Genomic DNA, 26486 nt, shown 5'->3' with positions numbered 1-26486 from the left:
GCTACCAAGAGCTGATTACGGTTGATTTATTGAGAAGGCAAATAGCGCCACTGGCACTATTGGCTATTTCTCCTAAGGAAAGTACACCAAATAATATTGGTGTTGGGCAATGTTTGGCGATCACATCAAGTTCTTGCTCAAATTTATCTTCCATATATAACACCCTACTAATGCAATCAAAGATCATCGACGTTGATGTAATCTCTGATGCGGTGGAAAATGCAGTGATAGCGGCTTGTTCTGCCGAGGATATTAACGTCTCAGTATCACTTTCCAGTAAATAAACCATAGAGTTAATTGGTATATTGCCAAGCCATTGCAAGTGGTTATTATCGGCGGAAATAGGTTCTCGTACGATCAAGTTGTCATTAATATCTTCAATACCGAGGGGGAAGTTCTTGGCGATATCGAAAAAGTTATCGTTATTAAATCTATGTTCACTAGCACTTTCAATGGCTTGGCAATAAACTTCCTGTGCTGGTTGATAATTTAAGCTTTGCACTGTTTGTCCGTGTGCATCCGAGACTAAAAAAGGTCCCTGGAAAATTCTCCAGCCATGGCCAACACCGGTACTGAGTTTGCTAGGTAAGGTGACGAGTAAAGCCGCATTGCTGTGCAGTCCTTGATTAGTAAAAATACAGGGACGTTGGATTAAGTCTAAACTACCGGCACCACCGCCAGCGATATTGATTTCGTGATCTAAGCACTCAAATAGACAATCGATAAAGTCTTCGATGTTGTTGAGTAAAGAGTCATAAAACATCAAAAAGTTATCATGACCACAATAATTCTTTTTTTGTTCGAGCGTGGTGGTAATGACATCTTCTAACTTGTCTTCATTACTGAGCTGATGCAATTGTGAAAATACCGTGACATCAAAGGTTTCGTTAAAACCAATAATCAAAGCGCCTTGCTTTAATAAAGTATTTTGTAAGGTAAGCATGGGATAAATACCACCGAAGATTGTCAGTGGGCAGGCGCTTAATAGTGAGGAGAGCTTATCTTCGGGGTAATGATTTTGGCTGCAGGTTAACACTAATAAACTTTTTGCCCCGCTATTTTGGGCAATAGTTAAGCCGTGCTTAAAATCGCATAAGGTGTCGCTATGAGTATGCCAAGTGAATAATCCAGTATTCATCTTATTGTATCTCTTGATTTTATTATTATTATTACCGCACTACTCCTAGCATAATGCCTAAGTTATTAGCAGAAAACTAGTGTTAATTATTGTATTGCCGTACAAGCACTTGTGTATTGGTTTATATTCGTTAGGCGGGTTAAGAAAAATATAACTACTACTTATGTCTAGTTGCGTTCTTTAATCAAAGCAAAGTACAACTAGTAGGCTCAATTGAATTTCTACAATAATAAGTTCTTATATAAAAATAATTAATGACAATAAGTTAAAAGGAAGGAACAGATGAAAAAATCAATTTTCGTAAAAGCGGCACTCGTGGTATCGCTAGGTTTATCCTCATTGGGGCTGTCTCTGTCAGCTCATGCCGATGATGACAAAAAATATCGTTGGCGCTTAGCTGAAACTTGGGGTCCTAACTTTCCTATTTTTGGCGATACCACAAAAAATATGGCTAAAATGGTCAAAGAAATGTCCAATGGCCGGTTAACCATTCGTATTGATTCTTCAAATAAACATAAATCAGCATTAGGTATTTTTGATTTTGTTAAGAGTGGTCAATATCAAATGGGTCATTCTGCTTCGTATTACTGGAAAGGTAAAAACTTTAATACCATGTTTTTTACTACCGTACCCTTTGGCATGATTGCTTCTGAACAGCATGCATGGTTCTACTATGGCGGTGGCATGGAGTTAATGAAAAAGGTTTATGATCAATATGGTATTTTATCATTTCCTGGTGGTAATACCGGCAACCAAATGGGTGGCTGGTTCAAAAAAGAAATTAATAGCGTTGCAGACCTTAAAGGTCTGAAAATGCGTATTCCTGGTTTTGCTGGCGAAGTATTAGCAAAATTAGGCGCTAAGCCAACTAATATCCCATCAGGTGAGTTATATACAGCGTTAGAACGTAATACTATTGATGCATTAGAGTGGGTTGGTCCTTCTTTAGATTTACGTATGGGTTTTCATAAAATAGCGCCATATTATTACACTGGTTGGCATGAGCCAGGTACAGAGTTGCAGTTTATGGTCAATGAAAAAGCTTACAATTCATTGCCAAAAGATTTACAGAAAATTCTAACTGTAGCGATGAAAGCAGCAGCTTATGATATGTACGCGCAATCAATGCATGCCAGTGGTGTTAACTTAGCCACGTTGAAACAAGATTACCCGAACGTAAAAATGCGTTCTTTTCCTAAAAGTGTGATGAATGCTATTAAGAAAACCAATGATGAGTTATTAACAGAGTTTGCAGCTAAAGATCCGATGACAGCGGAAATCCTTAAGTCATTAAATGATTATAAACATCAGGTACGTGCTTGGACAAACTTGTCTGATCGAGCCTACCTTGATAATTTTGATGGCAAGTAGCTTTTGCTGTTAAGGTAAAGTGGTCTTTTAAATAAAATCAGTGAGCTTAGCTCACTGATTTTATTTACTAACTATCGTTACTAAAAAGTTTTACTAACAGAGATACTACATGGATTCAGTGTTAAAAATAACGGGTAAAATTATCGATGCCTTAGGTAATTTTTGCAGTTTGTTGATGGTATTAATGATCATCAATGTTTTTTATGACGTTATCATGCGTTATTTTTTTAATGATGTCAGTATTGGTATGCAAGAGCTTGAATGGCACTTATTTGCCGCCATGTTTATGTTTGGTATTGCTTATACCCTTAAAGAAGATTCTCATGTGCGCGTTGATATTTTTTACGAAGCCATGTCAGCGAAAAAACAAGCTTGGGTCAATATTTTGGGCTCGTTAGTTTTAGCCTTACCTATCACTTTAGTTATTCTTTATTACAGCTGGGACTACACCTTTGAAGCCTATCAAATGGGCGAGGGCAGTGCCGACCCTGGCGGCTTACCGCATCGTTGGATAGTGCGCAGTGTTATTCCACTTTCTTCCATCTTCTTAATTATTGCTATTTTCCATGTGCTGCTTACTCAAGTGAAAACTCTCACCACGCCAATTCAGCCTGAAAAAGGGGCACAATAATGACAGGTATTATACTGTTCGCTATTGCCCTAGTTTGTTTGTTTTTAGGTTATTCGGTTGCTTTTACCTTTGCTGGCGTTTCATTAATTGTTGGCACTATTGTTTTGGGCGCAGATCTATTCGCTTTTATGCCTTATCGCATAATGAGCATTATGGAAAACACCATTTTAATGGCTGTGCCTATGTTTATTTTTATGGGCATAGTTTTACAAAAAACCGGCTTGGCCGAACGCTTGTTAGAATCTTCAGCGAAACTTTTTGGCGGAATTTCTGGTGGCGTGGCAGTTTCAACTATCATTGTAGGTGCCTTATTGGCTGCATCAACAGGTGTAGTTGGCGCTAGTGTCGTTGCTATGGGCGTTATTTCACTGCCAGTTATGTTGAAAAATAACTATCACCAGCCAACTGCTGCTGGGGTTATTTGTGCTTCGGGCACCTTAGGGCAAATTATTCCGCCTTCTATCATCTTAATTATTTTGGGTGATGTTATGGGTGTACCTGTGGGTGATTTATTCCGTGCGGCGGTGATCCCCGGTATGTTGTTAGTGATTTTTTATACAGCTTATATTTTAATTTTAGGCAAGTTTAAACCCGAATTAATGCCACCTCTGGTGGTTACCGAAAGCAAACGAGAGTTACTAGTACAAGCGCTAAAAGATATAGTTCCGCCGTTAGTACTTATTCTTGCTGTACTTGGCTCTATATTTGCGGGTATTGCCACACCCACTGAATCGGCTTCTATCGGCGCTGTTGGTGCGGTTATCTTATCTATTTTCTATGGTAGTTTTTCTTTTAGTAAAATGCATGAAGTTTCTAAAGAGACGGTGAAAGTGACTTCCATGGTTTTTGCAGTACTTATTGGTGCGACGGCATTTTCTATGGTATTTAGTTACTCGGGCAGTGAATATTTGATAGAAGACTTCTTTATGGAGCTACCTGGCGGTAAATGGACTTTTATTATTTTAGCCATGTTAGCAATTCTCATTTTAGGCTTTTTTATCGACTTTATTGAAATTGCTTTTTTAGTGGTGCCTATCTTGTTACCAGTCGCCATTGCCTTAGATATTAATTTGGTTTGGTTTGCCATATTAATTTCAATGAACTTACAAACCTCATTTTTAACACCGCCCTTTGGTTTTAGTCTATTTTACTTAAAAGGTGTAGCCCCTAAATGGATGAAAACAACTACTATTTATAAAGGTGTTATCCCCTTTATTCTGATGCAAATAATGGTGCTACTGCTGGTAATATTATTTCCTGAGTATTTGATAATTTCCTAGCCCAGTAAAGTGGCATCTTAAGGTTACCGAACCCAAGTTAATTTAATTAACTTGGGTTCTTTTGTATGTTGAACATTAGTCGATAAACAACTGGTTTTAATAATCTATTTAAACTATTAGTTACTGTTTTTGTTGTGTTTTATGTTTTATGTCGGTGTGTACCACATTGAATAATCGGTAATGTTGATATATATTTCATATTAGTCCTCATTTGTTGGCTGATTGTATGTTTGCACAATACAAAAACTGTCTATGCTTTATCTTCTTAGCTTTTGCCGCCCATGTGGCAGCAGATGAGACCAACAATGTAACAGGAAATGAGCAATTACAATTTAGTGCTTTTGCCACCCTAGGTGCGGTTTATGCTGATTCTGATCATCATGGCTACCGTAAAAGTGTTGGCTCTAATGATGCCGTTTATTCTGGTGACATTGATTTTAAGCAACACTCATTACTTGGCTTACAAATTGACTGGTCTATCTCGGCAAACTTTGATGCAGTTTTTCAAGGGGTCTTAAGAGACCTACCTGAGCTATCACTCGATAAACTTACCACCCTAGCTTTCCTGCGATATGACGTGAATAGCAATTGGAGCCTCAGGCTCGGCCGAACAGCGCCAGATATTTTTTTATTGACCGAATATCGAGATGTCGATTTTTCTTATATTTGGGCGACAGCACCCAATGAGATTTATGGCATTGTTCCTTACCGTAGTATTGATGGATTTGATGTTACTTATAGCCGAAGAGCCTTAGGTGGGATATTTAAAACCAAATTATTTATCGGCGAAAGTGATGCAGATATTGCGGCTAACACCACTGTGGTAGATATTAAAATTGAAGATATTCTTGGTATCGCGCTGTCCTTCGATCACTTTAACTGGATAGTGCACGCTAAATATAGCCAAGTCACAATTGCCAGTGAACCAGGAACTAATGCTTCTTTAGCGGCTAATATCAATGAAACCCCCGATTTTTTATGGCCTAACTCACAAGACTTTTCCCTGTCATTATTAATGAAAGGGCAAAAAGTCGACTATTCCTCATTAAGCGGCCAATATCAGTGGGGCAACTGGCTGGCTTCAGCCGAAATGTCGCAAATAAAATCAGCGAGTACGGTTATTCCTAAAATAACCAGTGGCTATGCTGCTTTGTCATACCAGTTTAATAATGCTCACCAATTTTATGGCATTTATGCTGTTACTGACTCTGATAATTATATTTTTGACGAGCCAGGAGTCAATCAACAGGCACTAGAAGAAGTTATTCACGCGACGGATGATTTATTAAACTTTTATGTAACAAATCAAGAAACGATTTCTTTAGGCTGGCGTTGGGATATTACTAGCTATATGGCTTCATCATTACAATGGAACTACACAAGTTTAAAAGAGGGTGGCAGTACTTTATGGTTAAATAAGCCTGATCAGCATGATGTTGCGGAAAGTGTTAATACCTTTTTACTGACCTTGTCTATGGTGTACTAATGAGTCAGTTACCGCAGGCTTTCACCATGATCATACTGACACTATTGAGTGCTTCAGTTTTGGCGCAAGAGCCGCTTGCTGTCGTCGTTAATAAAGCAAACCCGGTAAATGAAATATCGCGCTCGGAACTAATAGACCTATTTATGGGTAAGTATGTTGCCTTCCCTAATGATAGTAAGGCCATTCCGGTCGAGCTTAAGGGGGATCATAAGATCAAAGCTGATTTTTATCAAAATCTTGTAGGTATGCCTTTATCTCGTGTTAACGCCTATTGGTCTCGATTACGCTTTACCGGCAGAAAGCGTGCCGCGGTATTTCAGCCCAATGAAAATGACTTAATTGCTTTTATAATAGCTAACAAACAAGCGATTGGTTATGTACCACAGTCACTTATCACCACTGACTTAAAGGTGGTTTATATATTAAATGAATAAATCTGGCTTAGTTATTCGATTGGCAGTTGTTATTGCCTTTACAGCAGTGATTGTTGGGCTTATTACTACCCAACTTTTCTATCGTTTTACTTTTTTGAATGAGAAGATACTGGGCGAACAGAGTATTAATCAATTATATAATACGGTTTCTCCGACAGCCTCGATCGCCAGTTATTTAGGCGATGAAGAGCTGGCCCAAGAAGTTATTAATGGTTTGATTAGTAATGACCTTATCACTTCTGCGGCCATTAAAACGGATATGCTTATGGTGAAAAGTGCTAACTATCAAGAATCGGCAGCTATGCTTGAATTTGTCTTATTTTCACCTTTTCAAAAAGAAAGGAGTGTTGGCGTGCTGCTGGTTAAGCCAAATGATAAACACCTTGCCGATAAAGCCAGTAATATAAGTGCGACTAATACTGCTGTGGTCGCAATTGAAGCGTTGATCATCACCGCTATTTCTATTTTTGTTACTTATTATGTTATTACCCGTCCTATATTGAGTATAGGTAAAGCATTACATGCAATCCGCCCTGGAACGGTAGAGCGAATAGACAAACCATCATCACATGAAAATAGTGAAATTGGTCAGTTAGTCGATGATGTTAATAGCTTATTAACTAAAGCAGAGCAACAAATGCTCAGGGAAAAAAAACTGAGAAGTGAAGTTCAGGTCTTAGAAGCAAGATTTAGAATGTTATTTGAAAATGCCACTTCAGCTATTGTGTTAGTTGAGCCACAGGGCGATATTCTGCTTTATAATAAGACGTTTGAACAACTCATTGAAAAGCTCAAACTGCCATTGAAAAAGAATTATGGTAATTATTTACAAGAGCTTTTTATTTTAAAAAAAGAATTACATGAACAGATCCAAATTGCTTTTGCTAATGATGAGTCCGCGGTGGCAGAATTAGAATTAATCTCGCATCAAGAGGGGAAAATGTGGGTGCAAGTGGTAGTCACTCAACTAATAACCGATGACTTTCAAGAAAATTATCAAATCACCCTACACGATATTTCCAAACGGAAACAACAAATATCATTACTTGATCAAAAAGCTAATTATGACAATTTAACTAATTTACTTAATCGTCAAGCGGCAGAGCAGCATTTAAAACAACTTACTGTCACCGGGGGGGCATTTGCGCTGATAATGATGGATTTGAATGATTTTAAACCGATAAACGACATCTTTGGTCATGATGCTGGCGATGAGGTACTGATTCATGTTGCCAGTCAATTAATGAAAAGCCTAAGAAAAGCCGATGTTTTATCACGTTGGGGTGGCGATGAGTTTGTCATTGTCTTGCCTAATGCAACTAAAAAAGAAGTGACTAATGTCTGTGCAAAATTGGCTGTACAATTAAGTAAACCCTTGCATTTATCTCAACATAATAAAACTGTCTTTGTTACGGCTAGTATGGGCGTTAGCTTTTATCCAGATGAGCAACTGGAGTTATTAGAGCTCATTAGAGCCGCTGATAAAGCCATGTACCAGGTGAAAAAAGCTAAATCGACCAATAAAGCACTTTATTTAGCCTTTAGTAGTGATATTGCTAAGCCCGGGAATGCTGGGAAAGCAGAGTAATGACAGTAAATTATGAGGCAAGGCGTTTGTCAATTACGCTATTTTCACCACAAGCAGAAGTTCGCCGGCTTAGACTAACGCTGAAAATATTGCTGACTATTCTTATTCTGCTACTGCTTAATGAACTGATTTTTACAGGCCTATCAATGTTAGCTTTAGCGATGTTTTCATCGATTAGTCTTTTAGTGGTGTTTTACTTTTGGGCCTCTCCTGATACCTGCAGTGTAATAGCGGGCATGGTGTTATGGTCTATCGCAGTCTTTATTACTTATGCCTGTTGGTTAGGCAACGGCATCTTTGACACCATTGTCTTTGGTTTTCCCTGCCTATTGATGCTGGCTATAGTGTTATCAGGCAAGTTAATTTTTATTTCCTTGTTTGTCTATCTTGTTAGTGCTTTATGCTTCTTGGCTTTTGCCCATAGCCAAGGATTTCTGGCGGGGGCTGAACTCTTTGCCACATTACCCATGTGGGGGCGAGTCTTTAGTTATATTGTTCTGCTGACCTGCTTTTCTGTCGGGGTGTTTTTTATCTTTGCCGATATAAGAAAACGATTCAAATACATTTTGCAAAAGAATGCTGCGTTAGAGGCCGCCATTGGTCAATTAAGAAGGAGTAGTCGCTTTGATCAACTCACCCAACTACCCAATGAAAATGCTTGTAATATTGATCTTGTCGAGCAGCTAAAGCAACAGAAAGCGTCAGGCCATATTTTAGCTTTTATCACCTTGAATCTGGGTAATTTACACTCAATAAGGATGAACTATAGCCATAGTATTTGTGATGAGGCACTTAAATTATTGGCAAAAAACTTGCTGTCTTTTACCAATGACAAGACGGTTGTTTATCGGTTCCAACAAAATGAATTTGTTATTTTAATACATTCCATTGATTATCGTGGTATCAGAACCTTTGCGGATAAAATGCGGCATGTTTGTTCACAAACCTATCATGTAACGGACTTTGACGTTGCGCTACAACCTAGTATTGGCATTGCGCTCGCGCCTTTTGATGGTAGTACAATGGCAGAGCTGCGGCATAACTCTCACTTAGCAATGCATGCGAAAGGCGAAGCGGGTAAAGCTGACTTTAGTTTCTTTGACCAGGCAATGGCGGAGCAAGAACAACAAAGGCTGCAATTAACCAAAGCATTAAAAAATGCTATTAGTAATAATGAGTTAATTCTACATTTTCAGCCCAAGATCGACTTAACGACAGAGCAAATAACGGGTGCTGAGGCTTTAGTCCGCTGGATTAGTCCGGAACACGGTTTTGTACCGCCAACAGTGTTTATTCCTTTGGCGGAACAAGCGGGGGTAATCACTGATATCACTCATTGGGTAATTGAACAATCCGTTATCGCCTGTAAGCAATGGCATGAACTAGGATTTAATAAATTATGTATCGCGGTCAATTTATCTGCAGAAGACTTTAAACGCGGTAACCTTGCTACCCATACCCTGAGCACTCTTACAAAGGCCAGCTTACCAGCACATTTTTTAGAGTTAGAGCTTACTGAATCTATGTTGATGGATGATATCAATTATATTCAGAAGCAAATTAATGAATTGCGTTCTTTCGGCATCTCATTTGCTATTGATGACTTTGGTACAGGCTATTCTAATCTAGGTTATCTAACCAAATTTAATGTTTGTACCCTTAAACTAGACCGTTCTTTTGTTAAGAATATCTGCCATTCAAGTAATGAACTACAGATTGTTAAAGCGATTATCGGCATGAGTAAAAGCTTAAGTATTACTAATGTTGCTGAGGGTATTGAAGATAAAGCCACCGCAGATATGCTGGCAGACTTAGGTTGTGATATGGGGCAGGGCTATTATTGGTCAAAACCTGTAGCTCAAGAAGATTTTATCGCTTTATTGAAAGAAAAGGGCCAATAAAAAAGTTAACAATAGGACTTATCGTTTAATCACTAGTTTAGCTTGTACCTTCTGCATATGTTCTCTAAAACTCTTATCGAATTTACTCTCGCCACAAGCAAAATAAGACGTTGTCGCTGCCACCGGGCTACCTAATATTTGTTCGCGCTGAATGGTACAAGTGCCATTGTCATTTTTAGTAATTGAGCCAACATGAGAAGTGCTGGTATTGAGTTTATGTTGCTGATCTGCCGTCAGCGGTACTAAGGTCTTTGGCACAGGAAATGGCTCGCCATCCATGATTGAGGCTGAGCGCTTTTGTATTAACTCAGCAAAAGCTTGCTCACGTTGCTGGTTGTCTAATTTTTTTCTAAGGCGAGATAAGCGGTCATAGCTAGAAAAGCTGCCTCGATTCGCTCCGACCACCTTATTTATCGTTGTTATCGTTTCACTTTTAACAGCATTAGTAATTTGTGTCGGCGGAGCTTTATTCATTGGTGTAGTTACCGGCATTGTTATCGGTATTGCTACTGGTTGATTCTGTAGTATTTTGGCTACTACTTTTGACGGCGAATTATCTGATGGCTTTTTAATAGCAGTTTGCTGAGCATTTATCTTTTTTGTCGGTTTTATTTCTGTGACAATTTTTTCAGTAGTGATTACTTTTTTCGCGACTTTTTTAACTGTGATTATCTTAGGAGCCGAATATAAAAAACTTTTGATTACGGTGACTTTAGGCTGTTCTTGCTTGATAACCTTAGGAGAGTCTATTGCACCGTAAATTAAGGTAATTAATAGCAATAAGTGCAGTAGTACCGAGACAATAATGGCAGTGTAAGATCCCTTTAACACAGAGTATTCATGATTTTAATGATAATAACAGTGGCAATAAGTAAAGTTATAGACCAAAAAAAACACCACTGGTTCAATATGCAGGGGTGTTTTTTTTGTCAAAATATGTCTTAAACAGCAGTGCTCGGGCTAGCGGGCGATACTTTGTAATACTTCAATATCAACCAAGTTAATCACTGTGGCTTTTATTTCAGCCATGCTACTACTGGCGATCAGTAAACCATCATCATTTAGTTCAATATAACCTTGCTCTCGAATACTCGCTATCAAGGTTGCTTGCGCACGCTTGTCGGTGAACTCTGGCGCATTAATATTGTTTAATACTGATAATCGCTTGGCAATCGCCACGACTTTAGTTTCTAAATCACGCTTACTTAAAGGTCCTAAACGACTGGTTAGCGAAGTGATAATTGCTAAGCGCTGTAGGCTTTCATCAACACACTCAGCCATGGCGTGAACTTGGCTAAGCAGTACCATATCGTCAGTCAGTGACCAAAAACCAGCTTTGCTCAGTCTCGTGATATCGCTTGCTTGTAAAGCGGCTAATATTTGTTGAGTTTGTTTAGCAACTTGTTCGCTATCTTGATATAAAAATAAATCTTCTTTGAGTAAAGCCATTAACGCTTGTACCTTGCTAACTAACTCGTCTTGATTAATTTTGTTATGTCTATCGAGTAAACGACAAATAAGTGCCGGCAGTACAAAGGTATGTAAAATATTATTACGGTAATAGCGCATTTCCAGCTTGGCGGTATCAGAAAGTGATACCAAGCTACCAAAGCTATCTTCGGTAATAGTCACTTTATTGAGTGAAATAACATGGGCGAGTAACTGGGCACCGGTTTCTTCTGGAATGGTCAGTTGCTCACTAAAAGGTGCTTGGCGTTGTAAATTTAAGAAAAAATCGAGCTGCGTTTCTAACTCAATTTTAGATAACGCTTTGTTTTTGCTGGCATGTAAGATCAAAGCTGTTAATGCGACGCCGTTCAACGCGGCACTCTTATTGACATTTTCCATTACTTGATTAGCAAGTACATTGACCGTAGGTGTTAACCAGCTCGGTTTTTGTGGATCAATAGGGTCTATTGCGTCTTTCCAATCAGGTACTTGTTTATTTAAAAACTCGTTAATATTCATTGGTTCACCAAAATTTACATAACCATTACCATAGTTACGCAAACTCTTTATGGCTTTTAGTACGCCAAATATCGACTCGCCTTTTTTCTCGCCACCACTTAATTCTTTATGGTAAGTGCCGACTTCCATCACGTGTTCATAACCTAGGTAAACGGGTACTAAGGTTAGCGGTCTATCAATACCACGCAGTAGACTTTGAATGGTCATCGCCAGCATGCCGGTTTTCGGTGCTAATAATCGGCCAGTGCGGCTTCGGCCACCTTCGGTGTAATATTTAACGGCATAGCCACGTTCAAATAAAAGTCCTAAATATTCACGGAAAATTGTTGAATATAAACGGTTGCCACCAAAGCTACGACGAATGAAAAAGGCGCCGCCTTTTCTAAAAACGGTGCCTGCTGGCCAAAAGTTTAAGTTAATACCCGCGGCAATACGCGGCATTACTAGGCCTTCTTGCAAGATAACGTAAGAAAGTAATAAGTAATCCATATGGCTACGATGACATGGTACATAAATTATTTCATGACCGTCTTGCGCTAATTTACGTAATACTTTGGCATTGCTAACGTTGATGGCGCTATATAAACGCGCCCATAACCAATGCAAAATAATTTCACCAAAACGTACCCAAGAGACACTGTAGTCACCAGCAATTTCATTCATCATGGCTAGCGCTTGTTTTTTAACATCTGCTTCGGGTATTTTTTTACTTTTTGCTTCGTCACTGATGATGCGTTTTACCGAAGGATTGGCAAACAATGCGGTGAACATTTGCTTGCGATGCATTAATCTTGGGCCTTTTGCTGCAATGGTTTGACGATGAAAATGAAAACGAGCCACGCGTAAAAATTTATGAGCCGCGACTTCATCAGTGCCATGATTTTCAGAGATGTTTCTAAAAGAAAATTCTTCACTAAAACGTACTAAGGTATCGCGACCTAAAAAAAGTACGATAAAAAACTTACGTAACCAATTTGGCGACTCTTGATCTGCAAGCAAGGTACCAATATTGAGGTTCTTGCGCTCTTTGGTTGGTGTACGACCCCATATTAGGTTGGCAGGAATCAATTTTGCATCGAGGTTTTCATCAAGAGCATGCTGATTTAAAAGCTCTACGCCTTGTGCGGTTGCTGTCGTTTTACCTGCTTTGCGCCACGAAAACAGTGGTGTTGGTTTTGCCAAACAAAGTGTGCGCTGAAAAACCTTACCATTAATGGTTACTTGCCCCAGAGGGTCAGGCAGATTCTGTTTTTTACAAGCATGTTGTAAGGTTAAGAGATCTGACGCTGATTTATGGCGAACGATATAAAAAATAGGCTGACTTGCCTGCTCAGTAATACTATGACTGTCAGTAATAATTTTACTACGGACCAGTAACTTAAGCGGGTATTTTAATAAAAAATAGAAAAAAGAACGTAAAGCCAACATTTTGTATCGCTCGAATAAATAAACTGCTATAAAAATGGGATTTTAGCACCATTAGTTAAAATTGTCTTGGTTTGTGGGTAAAGTGGTAGCACACTGAATCTATTGTCTTTGAGAGCACAAAACCACCTTTATTTTCAGGAGTTCACATTGAAAAAAATCGCTGTATTTGTCGATGTACAAAACATTTATTACACCACTAGAGATGCCTTTTCGAAGCAATTTAACTACCGTTTATTGTGGCAAGAGTTGATGGCACAAGGCGATATTACGGTCGCTAATGCTTATGCTATTCAACGCAGTGATGATCAACAACATAAATTTCAAAAAGCGCTGAAACATATTGGTTTTAACGTAAAACTCAAGCCATATATCCAACGTCGTGATGGCTCAGCCAAAGGTGATTGGGACGTGGGCATAACCATAGATATTATGGAGGCTGCAGCCGAGGTTGATACCGTTATATTACTTTCAGGGGATGGCGACTTTGATTTGTTACTGCGTAAAGTTCGTGAAAAATATGGCGTGACTACAGAGGTCTATAGTGTAGAGAGTTTGACGGCAAAATCTTTAGTGGATGCGACAGACGTGCACCATAAAATTGAGCAAAGCCTCTTGTTGTAGTATGGGTAACCGACAGAGAGTCGCTAACCTTATCTCGCTTTTGCTTTATACTTTCTCACTAAATAAGCAGTTAACAAAAGCGCAATAACAAATAAGGTCACGCTAGCGATTAGCTCATTTTGTGCCCCTAACCGTATACCGCTGCCAGCAAGGGAAAATATGATCATTTGTGGGATAAAACCAATAAATGATCCACTGACATAAGCAGGCATTGAGACCTTACTAACCCCAGCAATAATATTGGTTAGGAAATTACTACCCAGGGGTAATATACGAATAACGATGGCTTTTAAGAACGTTTGATCACCAAGAAAAACCGATAATTTTGCCAGTTTACTTGGGTACTTAGCGGCAATCCTGTCGCTTAATAGGTAGCGGGCAACACTAAAGGTAATTAGACAGCCGAGTGTTGCTGCCAATGTCGCTACAATCACGCCGATAAAAGCACCTAAGTTAATACCCGCGACTAACGCGGCAATTTGCCTAGGTAAACCAATACTGGTTGCCAGTGATAAAAATATAAACAGCAACAGGGTATTAAAAGACGTTGAGCCACTTTCTTGCTGCCAGTTAAGCTGTTCAACTAAGGCAATTGTCCACTGGCTTAAGCTAAAGCCAGTATCTGTTAGCGCTGTGTTAGCCGTTGAAGTCAGTGCTGGTGTATGTACCAGCCACTGAAATAAGCCAGTCATCACAATAATTATCATGATGAGGCTCGCCAGTATTTTAATGGTACCGGCGCGGGAGGAAAACTGGATAAACTTAGCAAGCATTATTATACTCGTTTCCTTTCAAAGTGCGTGATTTCAGTGGGAATTAAAAGAAATTTAGGTAAGGTATTTTATTTAGAGAATGGCGTTCCCTTCTTAAAATTAATAACGCAGCATAAATTAATTTTAAACCCATCGCAGAAGCGCTTGAGCAACATCACTACATCGTTGCCGCTATTTGTAAGGGAATAACCATGACAAAATAACTCCGACTTGTATTTAAATTGCTCAAGCACTCTGAAACCTGCATCTTGAATGGTAACGGGTATATACCAAATGAATTAATACCAATTACACTAATAAATTGTTCAGCTTAGAGTTGTATTGGTGAGCTTAGATCAAGCAAAATTACTTAAACATAGTTATTCTATATTTCTTTAATTTTGAGCAGTTATTAGTTCGCTAATAAACTCCCAAAGGGCGAGTTTAAAAGGCTTACATGCGTCGTTATTCATTTCGACAAGAGAATAACCATTCTCTTCAATGAATGCCTTGCCTCTAAGCCTTTTCATTCTCGCTAAGTGGTCAATTAATTAATGTACTTGGTATAGCTACTCTGCTTTATTTAAACTGTCTAACAGTTTGGCTTTGGCTTGAGAAAATTCATCGCTACTTAAAAAACCTTGTTGCTGTAGTTTAACTAATTTTTCTAAGGCATTCACTAAATCTGTTTCTACTTTAGCTGCTTCTATCGTTGTGGTGTCATGATGGTTAGCTAAAGTGATGCTAGCACTATCTTGCTGAGGAATTATTGTCTCAGTCATTTGTGCTCGGCCATTAACTGCTGCAGGAGGTTGAGGGTGGGTCGCAGGTCTAATAATCTCTGCTTGTGTATGCAGTGGTGTATCATCATGGGTCTTGTGCTCTGCTAGGGCAATCTCTGCGGCAGTGATTTTAGGTTTTAACGAACGCTCCTCGGTATGCTCGCCATTGATCTCCGCAGCAATTTGCCAGCACCAGTTAATAACATCATCAACCACGGCAAAATAACTATTTTTGGTTATTCTATCGCTGCCTTTGCGTAGGTATAAACAAATGATGTATTTATTCTTTTCACCGGTATAAATGCTGAAGCTTATGCGTCTAACTTTACCATCGACCATTTTATCCACTTGCTCTTGATGAAATATCTCACGCAGCGCTTGTTCTTGTTGGTCATTAAAACCATGACCAAGCGTGGTGTTAATGGTCGCAATAACTAAATCACCCAGTAAAAGATGACACTGCGTAATATCCGTTAGGGCAATCGTGGTCTCTGCTTTGTGTTGGTGACGCCTAAATAAATTTAACGCTGACTTATCACCGGTAAATGCTAAGTTAGCGAACTCTCTACGGACAAAGGATTTAGCTGAGTTTTGTCGGATGTTAACTTGGTAAAAAATATAACCAGCCATTAAAGTAAGCATGATAACAATAAAAAATGTCATACCACTAATTCCGCCTTGGCTTGTATCAGAGTTACTTGGTATGTAGCCTTGAATTATATCTTGTTGGAATAATTGATATATAGCGCCGGTGTCTTCATTGAAAAAAAGCAATTCGCCACGGTTATCACGAAAGAGCGTCAGCTGATTGGCAATTAATGCGGCTTGCTGTAATTGCCACTCTAGTTGCGGTGGTGATAGTGTTTTTTGTCGTTGTTGTATACCTAAATTAGTGGTGGAGTTACCATTTTCTAATGAACTGAGTTGCCATTGTTGCTTGTTTTGCGTGAGCAGCAAGAGTTTGTTGCGCAAGGACGGCGCATTTTGACCTCGGTACACTAACAGGCTATTGGCCGTTAAAGGTTTTTCGTTTTGGTATAAAAACTTTTTCGGTGAGGAAATCCGCCAATCTTCCCCACCATAGCTATAAGATAACCAATGTTTTTCGGTGTCTTTAAAGTGATATAGATGTGATATCAGCAACTTATTCGAGTATTTGTCAGGCCAAATAAATTGCTTTATTTGTCCTGCGCCTAGTAGATAAATAGCATCTTCAATTTTCTCTTTAGCGAAAAAAGGATTGCTATCAGGTACGCTATAATTTCCCGTGGCAACTCTTTGTGGATGAATACGTAAAATAGCACCAGAATAAAGTGGGTATCGTTTTAATTTTGGGCTTTGAGCAAGCGCGATATAGAGCTGAGAAAAATCATCATGCCATGACTTGCTGTAGGGGTTAAAGCTTAATTGCTTAATGCCATATTTTACGCGGGCAATAGCGATTCTTAATACTTCACGTTGACTTGAAATATCGACTTGCCTAGTTGGAGTTAATTGCCATTCAGTGACCACAGCATCAAACGATAACTCCATAGTGACAGCGGGTTCTTGTATGCGTTTGGCTCTGCTGATATCAAGTCCTTCCTCTACATGAGCGGTATAGAAAGTACCATAACCGTTTTGATCACGTAGGGAAAAATTGGGATGTAAAGTAAAAGCGCTCAGTTGCAGTATTGGCACTTGAGCTGAAATCTTCTGTAAATCGAGCAATAAAACAGTGTTTTTTGGGTTATCTTGCTCTAGCTGATAAATTTTTCCTTGTTGATTAGCAAGATAATAATATTGGCTGTTGCCAGGTTGCTCAAGTAGCTGAATCCACTGGCTCTGCTTACCCTTAACGTGAGGAGCTTGCGCGATTTTTTGTAATAGATATTGATTGGCTCTATTATTGGCATTGCTATTGTTAGTTAATAGCAGCAGGCATAGAGGAAAAAATAAAAGTAGTGTTTTTTTTACGGTAAGCATTAAGTTGAGTCATCCATAGTTCAGTATCTTGCTAACGATTTCGTTTTTTTTATTTCTTGGTATATCTAAGTGCCTTTAAATAAATGCACGTTTTTTATCTCAATAAACTGATCTTTGTTAGCACCGCTGGTGTAACTTAATTTTCCCTCTAACATCAGTTCATCACCAATATTGCCATGTTCCGCCAAGTACTCTGCTTGTTTGCCCCAAGCATGAATGGCTCGCTCTACTGAAATGGTCTGCCATGCTTGTTTATCGGTATCATAAATATGCTGATTAATAACAATGCTGGCTTGAGTTATATTTTTATTCTGCTCGGTTAACATCAGCTTAGGCTGTGATATTAATTGCGCACTACAATGCACTTGGTTAATTGCTTGAGTATAGCCTTTACTGAATTTTTGCACGAAATTAGCGTGCACTATACCGGTGTGACTAGTATTTTTATCCGTTGCTGTTGGCTTAATATTACTTAAATAACCATGCAGTAAGATAATGTCACCTTTATTGGCATGTAACAATGCCTGCTCTACCAACTCACCTTCCACCTTTACATGGTGGTAACTAGTCCATTCTTTATATTTATTAGTACTTTTATCTAACCATTTACTTGATGTTGCTAAGACAATTTCAGTCACCGCGGTGGCAGGATTCGCGCGATAACGAATATCCGGTGTTGCCACTAAGTTGCCCAGCAAGGTCACGGCACAAAGCTGCGGGCTTGGTGTCGGTATATGTTTATTAACTGCATCTGATAATGACAAAAGTTTTTCCTGTGAGATTAAAAAAGTATACAAATTACTCAGTTATCTATTATCACTTTGTGTGATTAAAGGAGCAAGTGTTTATATTTTAATATGAATGCGCTGTAATTGTTAATACTTTGTGAACTGTTTCAGTTTAGGCGCGGTGATTTAATAATGGTTATTCTCTATTTCATTACTATATAATGAGGATAATATTTTAGAGTTATACCAGTTTCATTAAGTTTTTGATCTTGTTGTGCGCTGGAAAAATAAATCAAAGCAAGACGCTCGATTGACCAATAGCTGGCTATTGGAATTGAGAGCAACGCAGCCTTGGAGAATTTTAACCAGCACAAGTGGGAAATAATTTAATGAAATTGGTATTAAATACAAAAATCTTGTCTTTCTTGGACAAGCACATAGGAAGCTAATGAGCGCAACTATTGCCAGCGAATACCTTAATAACATCGCCCTAGGTTATGTCGACAGTGTCGATAGCGAATATGCTAAACGACTTGCCAAAAAATGGCAGTTTAATTATCTGGGGGATGTTGCCGCTGCCAAGAAACAGCCACAACTTGAGTATATCTTGCAAATGCATCACCACGCACTAGAGCTGTGCAAGTTAGATGAACCTAAACTCGGTGCTATCAAAGTTGATTTTGTTGAAGGTGCCGTTGCTCATCGACGTAAATTTGGTGGTGGTCGTGGTCAAGATATTGCCAAAGCTGTGGGCTTAAAACATGGTTTTAAACCCCATGTTTTAGATGCTACCGCTGGTCTTGGTCGTGATGCTTTTGTCTTGGCTGGCTTGGGTTGTAAGCTCACCTTACTAGAACGTATGCCTGTCGTGGCTGCACTTTTATATGACGGTATTGAGCGCGCGAAACTCAATCATGAAGTTGCTGATATTGCTAATAACATGCAGTTAATTCACGGTACCTCCTTAGAGGATATGGACTTAGCTAACGCGCCTGATGTGGTCTATCTCGATCCTATGTATCCGCACCGTGAAAAATCGGCCGCGGTAAAAAAAGAAATGCGTATTTTTCAATCCCTTGTTGGTGAAGATCTTGATGCCGATGGTCTGCTTGAGCCGGCACTAGCGCTAGCTAAATACCGGGTAGTAGTAAAACGACCAAGCTACGCTCCACCACTGGCAAATAAAAAACCGTCGATGAGCATTAATATGAAAAAAAACCGCTTCGATGTTTATGTTAACCAAGCCATTCCAAAGCCAACTTCTTAAACTCAGCTTAATTGAAGAGACACTTAACAGCATCATTCCCGTTACATAAATCTGTCATATTTGTGTAACCGTACTGTCATAGTAATAAGTGATGATTGCCTTTAATTTATTTTAAAGGCAATCATGTCATGCGCGTTTCTAGCTTTTCCCGCTTGTCTGTTTCGGCAATCAGTATTTTTGCGGCAATATTTCTAGCCACCATGTATCACGTAGGTGAATCTTTAAGTCAAAGCCAAACGCAATATAAGGGCTATCAGGCACTTATTTCTTTAACGACCATTGAGTTTAATCGCACCATAGTTAAGTATTTACAAACTGGTGATGCTGCCTTGCTGAATAAGGCGCAAAAGCAATTGACTAATATAGTCAAACAAACACATAGTTTGAATATCGATAAACTCTCTAAGCAAATAGACACGCAAGCCAAGGCACTCGCTTATAATATCAATACTAAATTTCGCGCCATGGGTAAGCTTAGTGGTGATCCCTTAGTGCTCTTGCGTAATGGTGAACAAGCAATGTTTGCCATCAATAATCATCTAGCTAGTTATGTACAAGTTACAGTGGTATTACCGTTAAATGCACAGTTTAACTACCTCATTAAAATACAGGCGATTGGAAAGTTACTGGCGGATTTAGTTAGTGCCCGAGAAGCTATTTTTACCAAGCAACAGGGTAATATTCAATCGATAACCCCCATACTAAAAGAACTGCAAAGCCTAGGTCGTTTCTTATCAGTACAGCCAGCGTTAGCTATTTATCAAGAAGGTGATAGTGAGGAACTTGATGATGAAGACTTGCTTGGTGATAGTGAAGAGCCGGAAGATTTAAGTATTGAAGCTATCAGTGAATTACAGTCATTATTTAACCGCTATCAGCACGAATTAGAAAACACCCTAGCTCAGCAACAACAAAGGCAGATGGGCTTAGCGCTATTAGCTAAGCAAGTGGGCAATATTGAAAACGCTATCATGCAAGGTGAAGCGGATATATCCCAACAGCAAGAACAGATGAATGAGCAGCTTTATTTTATTGTCATTGGGCTGTTAATCTTTCTAGTGACCTTCCTCTTAGCAAACTATGGCTTACAGCGTAGTGTTATTCTTAAACCACTGCGGAACTTACGTGATAGCTTTGTGCAATTAATGGTTCAAGGCAGGGTAGATAATATCACCAACATTGATAACAGCACTGAATTTGGTGAGATCTCAACCAGCTTTAATCATATGGTTAATAAGCTAGCGCAAGACGATAAAGACAAAGCACAGCAACTTGATTTGGTGGCTAAAGCCTTAACTACCATGGAAAGTCAGGTTAAAAGCATTTACCAGTCCTCGCACACTACCAGTGAGCATGTACAAGGGGCGAGAAAAATCATGCAAGCCTTAGGTGAGGCAACTGAAACCGTTAATACGCTTTCAGGACAAGTGGTTAACAATGCCCAGGCAACTAAACAAGCGATGGCAGTGAGTCAGCATCATGTTGCACAAGTGCTGGCGGCCAGTGAATCTACCAATTTAGCGGCAAAAGAAAGTAAAGGCGCCATTACTTCACTGTTTCACTCTGTTAAGTCGGTTACTTCTATTGTTGATGTCATCAGCGCCATTGCCGATCAAACCAATTTATTGGCACTGAATGCTGCCATTGAAGCGGCAAGGGCAGGTGATCATGGCCGAGGATTTTCCGTGGTCGCTGATGAAGTTCGCCAACTCGCGGGGAAAACACAAGAGTCACTGAAGCAAATTTCCGCCCGGTTAAATCAGTTGCAATGCGCCAGTAATTCGATTGAAACTATCATTAATGACATTGAAAAGGCGTCACATAAGCAACGTATTATCGCCGATGAATTACAAGAAACAGCTTTAGCTGTCACCGGACAAGCACAAGTTTCAGCAACGGTTGCTCAAGACACCCTTGAGCAAATTATCCGTCAACGCCAACACTTTGTTGCCTTTGAGCAGGCCATGGCTAATGTCGATAAAGAAGTCAGTGATTCACAACACTTATCTAATGTCATATCGATTGATGTCAGTAATCAAGTAAATGCTATCGGCCTTACCCTTAATAAAGCTTCTTAATGAGTTATTATGTTAAGTGAATAAAAGCTAGGTATAATTAACGCTCATTCGGGTAAGCTACTCGAAACTTACTGTAATTATACCGTTTCGTATTACTAAAAAACTAATAAAGGTGTTTTCATGATTAAGCAAAAGAGTTTAATGCCAGTAGGCGAACTACAACAATTGAAAAACGGCGAAATGACCACACATAAAACTGCGGAACTTTTTGCCGATAAAAAAGTGGTGTTATTTGCCGTTCCCGGTGCTTTCACACCAACGTGCTCTGCTGCTCATTTACCCGGCTATGTGGTTTTGGCGGATGAATTTAAAGCCAAAGGCGTAGATGCGATAATTTGTTTATCCGTTAACGACGCTTTTGTCATGAATGCCTGGGGTGAGTCCCAAAACGCTGAAAATATCATGATGTTAGCTGATGGCGATGGTAGCTATACTAAGGCCTTAGGTTTAAGCATGGACACAGCTAGCTTTGGCGGCGTACGCTCACAGCGTTATGCCATGATTATTGAGAATGGCGTAGTAAGCAGCTTGCATATTGAAGAGCCTAAATCCTTTGAAGTTAGTAAAGCCGAAGTTATTCTCGCACAGCTATAGTCTAATTAGCTGTTATAGCATTAGCGATTAAGCTGGTATTTTAGTGTTAATTAGCGAGAGTCGCTTAATAAAGCTGATACTAAAAGCAATAAACAAGAGAACACAAACAAGAATGATTAACCTTATTAACCTATTGGTTAATAAGGTTTTTTATGTATTTTATGCTGTTTTCACTTGAATTCTATCGGATAAAAAGGCAGAATTCACCCAATTAAAATATTCAAGGCAAAATTATGTTAAAAGCTGAAATGGTAAAAAAGTTAAACCTACAACTTAATTTAGAGTTTTACTCTTCAAACTTGTACTTACAAATGAGTGCCTGGTGTGAAGAAAAAGGTTTTGCCGGCGCTGCAGAGTTTTTACGTAAACATGCTAATGAAGAAATTCAGCACATGAACCGTTTATTTACTTACGTAAGTGAAACTGGAGCTTTACCTATTATTGGTGCTATTGATGCGCCGCCGCATGAATTTGAAACATTAGGTCAGTTATTTCAGCTAACTTATGATCACGAATGTTTAATCACTGAGCGCATTAACTCACTTGCTCATGAAGCGTTTACTAATCAAGATTATTCTACCTTTAACTTCTTACAGTGGTATGTTGCTGAGCAGCATGAAGAAGAGACTTTATTCAAAGGTATTTTAGATAAAATCAACCTAGTTGGTAACGATGGTCACGCATTATTCTTCGTTGATAAAGATTTAGCTGAGCTAGCAAAAAGTGGCAGCACCAGCATAATGACAGAAGCATAAGCACTTAACTAAATGTTCTCCCTCAAAAATTCGAGATTCATTTAAAGAGAATTTTGAGGGAAACATTGCAGATTTAGCTTTCCGTATTTAAGGTAAACCTTGTGATTTTATTAGTTAAGCTAAGTTAGTTCAGCCTGTAAAAATATATATCCCTGTCCCTTTATTGTTTTAATAACCTTACGCTTCGATATCATCAGTAACTTCTTTCTTAAATTAGCCATGTGACTATTAATACTTTTATCACAACTGGCAAGCTTACGTTGAAATATACATTCAGCAATAACCTCTCTTGCAACTAGCGCCCCGGCATCGCTCATAAGTAATGCCAGTAAATTAAATTCTAGCCCAGTAGTAGTAATCGGCTGGCCTAAAAATAGTACCGAGCGATTTAAAAAATTTAACTCAACTTGCGCAATTAATAATTTATCTAAGGGTAAGTGACTTGCTTGAGTACTCATATGGCTACTCTGCAACTTCTTTTTGTTCGGGCGTTTGCTTGAACATTGTTGTTTTATAACCTGTTGGCGAACTATCACTGCTTTCAAGTACTAAAAATTGTTCCTTTGATTGCTCATTAAGTATCAATTCAAAAGTATTTAATATGATCGAGCTACCATTATCTTGAGCGATGACAAAAACTTGATAACTGTTATTTTTTAAGAAAATTGAGCTAGTGTTTTTATAGCTAAGTTCACGATAATAAGTGGCAGAGCTTATGGTTTCATCTTGTCTAACAAAGTAAACAGCTACTTGAGTAAAGTCATCAGATTGAATTAAGTTTACTATTTCAATTTCATGTTCATAAATACTGCTCAGTAAGCTATTTTCAACCATTAAAGAAAATAAATTAACTTCAATTTCATCAATGATGCCATCACCATTTTCATCAATATTGCCATCGTTATCAGCGTCGACATACTCTTGCTCAGCATAGAAAAATAAAGTTTTATTGGTATTTTCAACTAACGACAATAGATGATTACTTAATAATGGTGTGTTTTCCTCAATAGTGGTGAGGTCTACGCTGTAGTCACCACTGGCTAAGAGCAAGGCATTACTGATTTCACCATAAGGCAGAAATGTGATTGCTGGACTGTCACCAACACCGTTAATATGCAAAGCAAAAGCTTCTTGGTAACTAGTTAGTTGCTCATGGTTAGCTACGGCATTATAAGCCCTAAATTGTGCTTCAGCTTCGGCGTCTACATACTCAATTACCGCAGAGTCCGATATTTTATCTAACACATAAGGAGAAGATCCCGCCCCCATGTTGTCTCTTACCACCATAATATTCTGCGAGCTATAAGCAAAAGCAATGCTGCTTGATCTAAATAACACTTCATCACTACCGGCAGTGGTGACATAAAAAATATAGTCATCTTGGTCAAGCTTTTGATTATCAGATAATTGCTGATAATCAAATTGGCCAACTAAAACCGCCTCATTAAAGCTTTCATTTTCTTTAGAGAGGTAAAAATCAACGGCTTGCTGGTTTGAATGCATATTTAGCACTCTAAGATTAAACAGATCGTTAGTGGTATCATCGTCGTCATCAATCACAGGAAAGCTATGTACCATCACTTGTGGCGACAAAACGCTATCGCTCAGTACTATCATATGGATAGTATCCTCAACTAAGGCGAGGGTATCTTCATAAATGACGGTCAGATCATCAGTCGCTAAGCTGTCATCATCTTGCCAAGCAAGCTGGTAGTAATAGTAGTTTTTGCTGGTTAAGCTGATATTACTATGGGCACTGCCATAGGCAACGCCAGAAAAGGTCTGTTCATAATGATCATCATCATCGTTATTCTCAGTAAGATTCTCATCTACGGTTAAATAAATACTGGGTGAGTCTTTAGATAAATTATAGAGTTTAACGTAGCCTGTTCCGCTACCCTCATCACTAGAACCACAGCCTAGTAAGATAAATAGTAATACGCTGGCAGCCAGCACGCTTTTAAAGGCTTGTAGGGATTTAAGTGTCATCATATGTTTTTCATACTCTAAAGTTGCAACAATTTGTTGGCGAATGTTATGCAGCAATAGATAGGCACTTGAGGTAAGAGTTCCTATCTTTACACAATCTTTGCATTTCTTTATTTTGGCAATAGTCAGCACTTTCCCGGCAATGGCATTAAACCGATTCAAATGGGATTCTTAGTAATAAAAGCTATTTGATTGCCCTTTTTTGTATACGCACTATTTGCATAAAGATTATAATAGCGACAAAATTTTCGGGTTTTCTTCTTAAGGTGTAATAGTGATCACAACAGACGTATTAATAATTGGTGCCGGCGCGGCAGGCTTAATGTGTGCAGCACAAGCAGGTTATCGTGGTAAAAGCGTTATTGTGGTTGATATGGGCAAAAAGCCGGCTCGAAAAGTCTTAATCAGTGGTGGTGGTCGTGCCAATTTCACCAATGAAGGAGCCAGTCCTGAAAACTATCTGTGCCAAAACCCTCACTTTGTAAAATCAGCACTTAGTCGCTATAGCACACAAGACTTTATTGATTTAGTCGACAGACATGGTTTGCAATACCACCATAAAACTCTGGGTCAGCTGTTTTGTGATGACAGCGCACAAGATTTGGTTGATATATTGATGACCGAATGTGAGTGGGCCGGCGTACAAGTAAACCTGCGTACTGAAGTATTGTCGGTTACTAAAAACAGCCAGGGTTACCTAGTTACTACGACCGATAAAAGCTACCAATGTAAATCGTTAGTGGTAGCCTCCGGTGGTTTAACCATGCCAAAACTGGGTGCAACTCCTATTGGTTATAAAATTGCCGAGCAATTTGACTTAAACGTATTAGAAACCTTAGCTGCCTTAGTACCCTTTACCTTGCATGAACACGATAAACAACGTTTTGATGGTTTATCTGGCATCAGCTTATTGACCGAAGTCACTAGTGAAGATGGTACAAGTTTTAAAGAAAACATCTTGTTCACCCACCGTGGTTTATCAGGGCCAGCAATATTACAGATATCATCTTTTTGGCGCGCAGGGCAAGCGGTAACCATTAACTTATTACCTGAAACTAACCTGAGCGAAACTCTAACTCAGTGGCAAAGTGAACAAGGGCAAAAATCAGTGAAAAACCTGCTAGCGACTTTATTACCGAAACGTTTTGTTGAAGTGCTGGTCAAAGATGGCATTATCGTCGACAAGCCAATTAAGCAGCTAAACCACCTGGAAATAAAGCAGTTAAGTGACTACTTACATGCGTGGCAAATCAAGCCAAATGGCACCGAAGGTTATCGCACTGCCGAAGTTACTTTAGGTGGAGTAAACACCGACGAGCTCTCTTCAAAAACTTTTGAAAGTAAAAAGCAGCAAGGCTTGTTCTTTATCGGCGAAGTGATTGATGTAACGGGTTGGCTCGGGGGCTATAACTTCCAATTTTGCTGGGCATCTGGTTTTGCTTGTGGGCAGGCGGTTTAGCTTTAGGTCGATAAATTTAGTGAAGTTATTTTAAACTTAGTTAAGCTGTCATAACCTGCGAACACAGAATTTTTTGAGTAATTTGTAGTGATTGTTCTACTTCCCATTAAGGGAGCAACCATTATGCTAAAGCAACAAGCTCTTCTGCTGACGTAGGAAGAAGAGCAATAGTATTATCAATCTTAGCTTTAGCGCGCTCATTTTTATTACGCATAAAACTCTTCTCAAATAAAATTTTTATCACCGAATGTGACTATAAATTTTACCCTTA

21 protein-coding genes are annotated in these 26486 nt (G+C 39.0%); 13 read left to right on the top strand and 8 right to left on the bottom strand.

The window, feature by feature from the left end:
- Position 1: 1 nt before the first annotated feature.
- Complete coding sequence (locus HRT55_RS13960; protein ID WP_291622213.1) at positions 2–1138, bottom strand: FIST signal transduction protein; 1137 nt, start codon at positions 1136–1138, stop codon at positions 2–4.
- Between the two features lie 282 nt (positions 1139–1420).
- Between HRT55_RS13960 and HRT55_RS13955 the strand changes: the two genes are divergently transcribed.
- The 7 genes from HRT55_RS13955 to HRT55_RS13925 all read left to right on the top strand — a co-directional run bounded on the left by HRT55_RS13955 (position 1421) and on the right by HRT55_RS13925 (position 9829).
- Positions 1421–2509, top strand: a complete 1089-nt coding sequence (locus tag HRT55_RS13955; RefSeq protein ID WP_291622212.1) for a TRAP transporter substrate-binding protein — start codon at positions 1421–1423, stop codon at positions 2507–2509.
- 109 nt (positions 2510–2618) lie between these two features.
- Complete coding sequence (locus tag HRT55_RS13950; RefSeq protein WP_291622210.1) at positions 2619–3140, top strand: TRAP transporter small permease subunit; 522 nt, start codon at positions 2619–2621, stop codon at positions 3138–3140.
- On the top strand, positions 3140–4420 hold the full coding sequence (locus HRT55_RS13945; protein WP_291622208.1) for a TRAP transporter large permease subunit: 1281 nt from the start codon (positions 3140–3142) through the stop codon (positions 4418–4420). The genes HRT55_RS13950 and HRT55_RS13945 overlap by 1 nt, the downstream gene beginning before the upstream one ends.
- A gap of 226 nt (positions 4421–4646) precedes the next feature.
- Positions 4647–5906, top strand: coding sequence for a hypothetical protein (locus tag HRT55_RS13940; protein ID WP_291622206.1), 1260 nt, complete (start codon positions 4647–4649; stop codon positions 5904–5906).
- Positions 5906–6340, top strand: a complete 435-nt coding sequence (locus tag HRT55_RS13935) for a hypothetical protein (RefSeq protein ID WP_291622203.1) — start codon at positions 5906–5908, stop codon at positions 6338–6340. Before HRT55_RS13940 ends, HRT55_RS13935 begins: the two co-directional genes overlap by 1 nt.
- Positions 6333–7928 (top strand): diguanylate cyclase, encoded by a 1596-nt coding sequence (locus HRT55_RS13930; RefSeq protein WP_291622201.1) that lies wholly within the window; start codon positions 6333–6335, stop codon positions 7926–7928. The genes HRT55_RS13935 and HRT55_RS13930 overlap by 8 nt, the downstream gene beginning before the upstream one ends.
- Complete coding sequence (locus tag HRT55_RS13925) at positions 7928–9829, top strand: bifunctional diguanylate cyclase/phosphodiesterase (protein WP_291622199.1); 1902 nt, start codon at positions 7928–7930, stop codon at positions 9827–9829. The genes HRT55_RS13930 and HRT55_RS13925 overlap by 1 nt, the downstream gene beginning before the upstream one ends.
- 18 nt (positions 9830–9847) lie before the next feature.
- Here the strand turns inward: HRT55_RS13925 and HRT55_RS13920 are convergent, their stop codons facing one another.
- Both HRT55_RS13920 and plsB read right to left on the bottom strand, forming a co-directional pair.
- Entirely contained in the window at positions 9848–10660 is an 813-nt protein-coding gene (locus tag HRT55_RS13920; RefSeq protein WP_291622197.1) for a hypothetical protein, read from the bottom strand.
- 129 nt (positions 10661–10789) lie between these two features.
- Complete coding sequence (gene plsB, locus HRT55_RS13915) at positions 10790–13225, bottom strand: glycerol-3-phosphate 1-O-acyltransferase PlsB (RefSeq protein ID WP_291622195.1); 2436 nt, start codon at positions 13223–13225, stop codon at positions 10790–10792.
- A 147-nt stretch (positions 13226–13372) separates the two neighbouring features.
- On the opposite strand from plsB, the gene HRT55_RS13910 reads away from it, so the two are divergent.
- Positions 13373–13846 (top strand): NYN domain-containing protein, encoded by a 474-nt coding sequence (locus HRT55_RS13910; RefSeq protein WP_291622193.1) that lies wholly within the window; start codon positions 13373–13375, stop codon positions 13844–13846.
- 29 nt (positions 13847–13875) lie between these two features.
- Here the strand turns inward: HRT55_RS13910 and HRT55_RS13905 are convergent, their stop codons facing one another.
- The 3 genes from HRT55_RS13905 to HRT55_RS13895 all read right to left on the bottom strand — a co-directional run bounded on the left by HRT55_RS13905 (position 13876) and on the right by HRT55_RS13895 (position 18109).
- On the bottom strand, positions 13876–14619 hold the full coding sequence (locus tag HRT55_RS13905; protein ID WP_291622191.1) for a TVP38/TMEM64 family protein: 744 nt from the start codon (positions 14617–14619) through the stop codon (positions 13876–13878).
- Between the two features lie 548 nt (positions 14620–15167).
- A complete protein-coding gene (locus HRT55_RS13900; protein ID WP_291622189.1) occupies positions 15168–17345 on the bottom strand; it encodes a hypothetical protein in 2178 nt (725 codons plus the stop codon).
- 65 nt (positions 17346–17410) lie between these two features.
- Positions 17411–18109, bottom strand: a complete 699-nt coding sequence (locus HRT55_RS13895) for a single-stranded DNA-binding protein (RefSeq protein ID WP_291622187.1) — start codon at positions 18107–18109, stop codon at positions 17411–17413.
- Between the two features lie 412 nt (positions 18110–18521).
- On the opposite strand from HRT55_RS13895, the gene HRT55_RS13890 reads away from it, so the two are divergent.
- From HRT55_RS13890 to ftnA, 4 genes are all read left to right on the top strand, one after another.
- On the top strand, positions 18522–19340 hold the full coding sequence (locus HRT55_RS13890; protein WP_291622185.1) for a class I SAM-dependent methyltransferase: 819 nt from the start codon (positions 18522–18524) through the stop codon (positions 19338–19340).
- A gap of 128 nt (positions 19341–19468) precedes the next feature.
- Positions 19469–21418, top strand: a complete 1950-nt coding sequence (locus HRT55_RS13885) for a methyl-accepting chemotaxis protein (protein ID WP_291622183.1) — start codon at positions 19469–19471, stop codon at positions 21416–21418.
- Positions 21419–21538: 120 nt separating this feature from the next.
- Positions 21539–22012 carry a peroxiredoxin gene (locus HRT55_RS13880; RefSeq protein ID WP_291622181.1) on the top strand — a complete coding sequence of 158 codons (474 nt, stop codon included), beginning with the start codon at positions 21539–21541 and terminating at the stop codon, positions 22010–22012.
- A gap of 233 nt (positions 22013–22245) precedes the next feature.
- Positions 22246–22767 (top strand): non-heme ferritin, encoded by a 522-nt coding sequence (gene ftnA / locus HRT55_RS13875; protein ID WP_291622179.1) that lies wholly within the window; start codon positions 22246–22248, stop codon positions 22765–22767.
- A 119-nt stretch (positions 22768–22886) separates the two neighbouring features.
- Here ftnA and HRT55_RS13870 read toward each other — a convergent pair whose 3' ends face one another.
- Together HRT55_RS13870 and HRT55_RS13865 are read right to left on the bottom strand one after the other, a co-directional pair.
- On the bottom strand, positions 22887–23225 hold the full coding sequence (locus tag HRT55_RS13870) for a winged helix-turn-helix domain-containing protein (protein WP_291622177.1): 339 nt from the start codon (positions 23223–23225) through the stop codon (positions 22887–22889).
- A gap of 4 nt (positions 23226–23229) precedes the next feature.
- Positions 23230–24918 (bottom strand): hypothetical protein, encoded by a 1689-nt coding sequence (locus tag HRT55_RS13865; RefSeq protein ID WP_291622175.1) that lies wholly within the window; start codon positions 24916–24918, stop codon positions 23230–23232.
- 112 nt (positions 24919–25030) lie between these two features.
- Here HRT55_RS13865 and HRT55_RS13860 point away from each other — a divergent pair, with 112 nt between their 5' ends.
- The gene (locus HRT55_RS13860; protein ID WP_291622173.1) at positions 25031–26215 is read left to right on the top strand and encodes an NAD(P)/FAD-dependent oxidoreductase; all 1185 of its coding nucleotides are present in this window, start codon (positions 25031–25033) and stop codon (positions 26213–26215) included.
- Positions 26216–26486: the final 271 nt, after the last annotated feature.

The sequence above is a fragment of the Colwellia sp. genome (assembly GCF_013214175.1).
Lineage (GTDB): Bacteria > Pseudomonadota > Gammaproteobacteria > Enterobacterales > Alteromonadaceae > Colwellia.
This window is presented reverse-complemented; position numbering and strand designations above follow the sequence as displayed.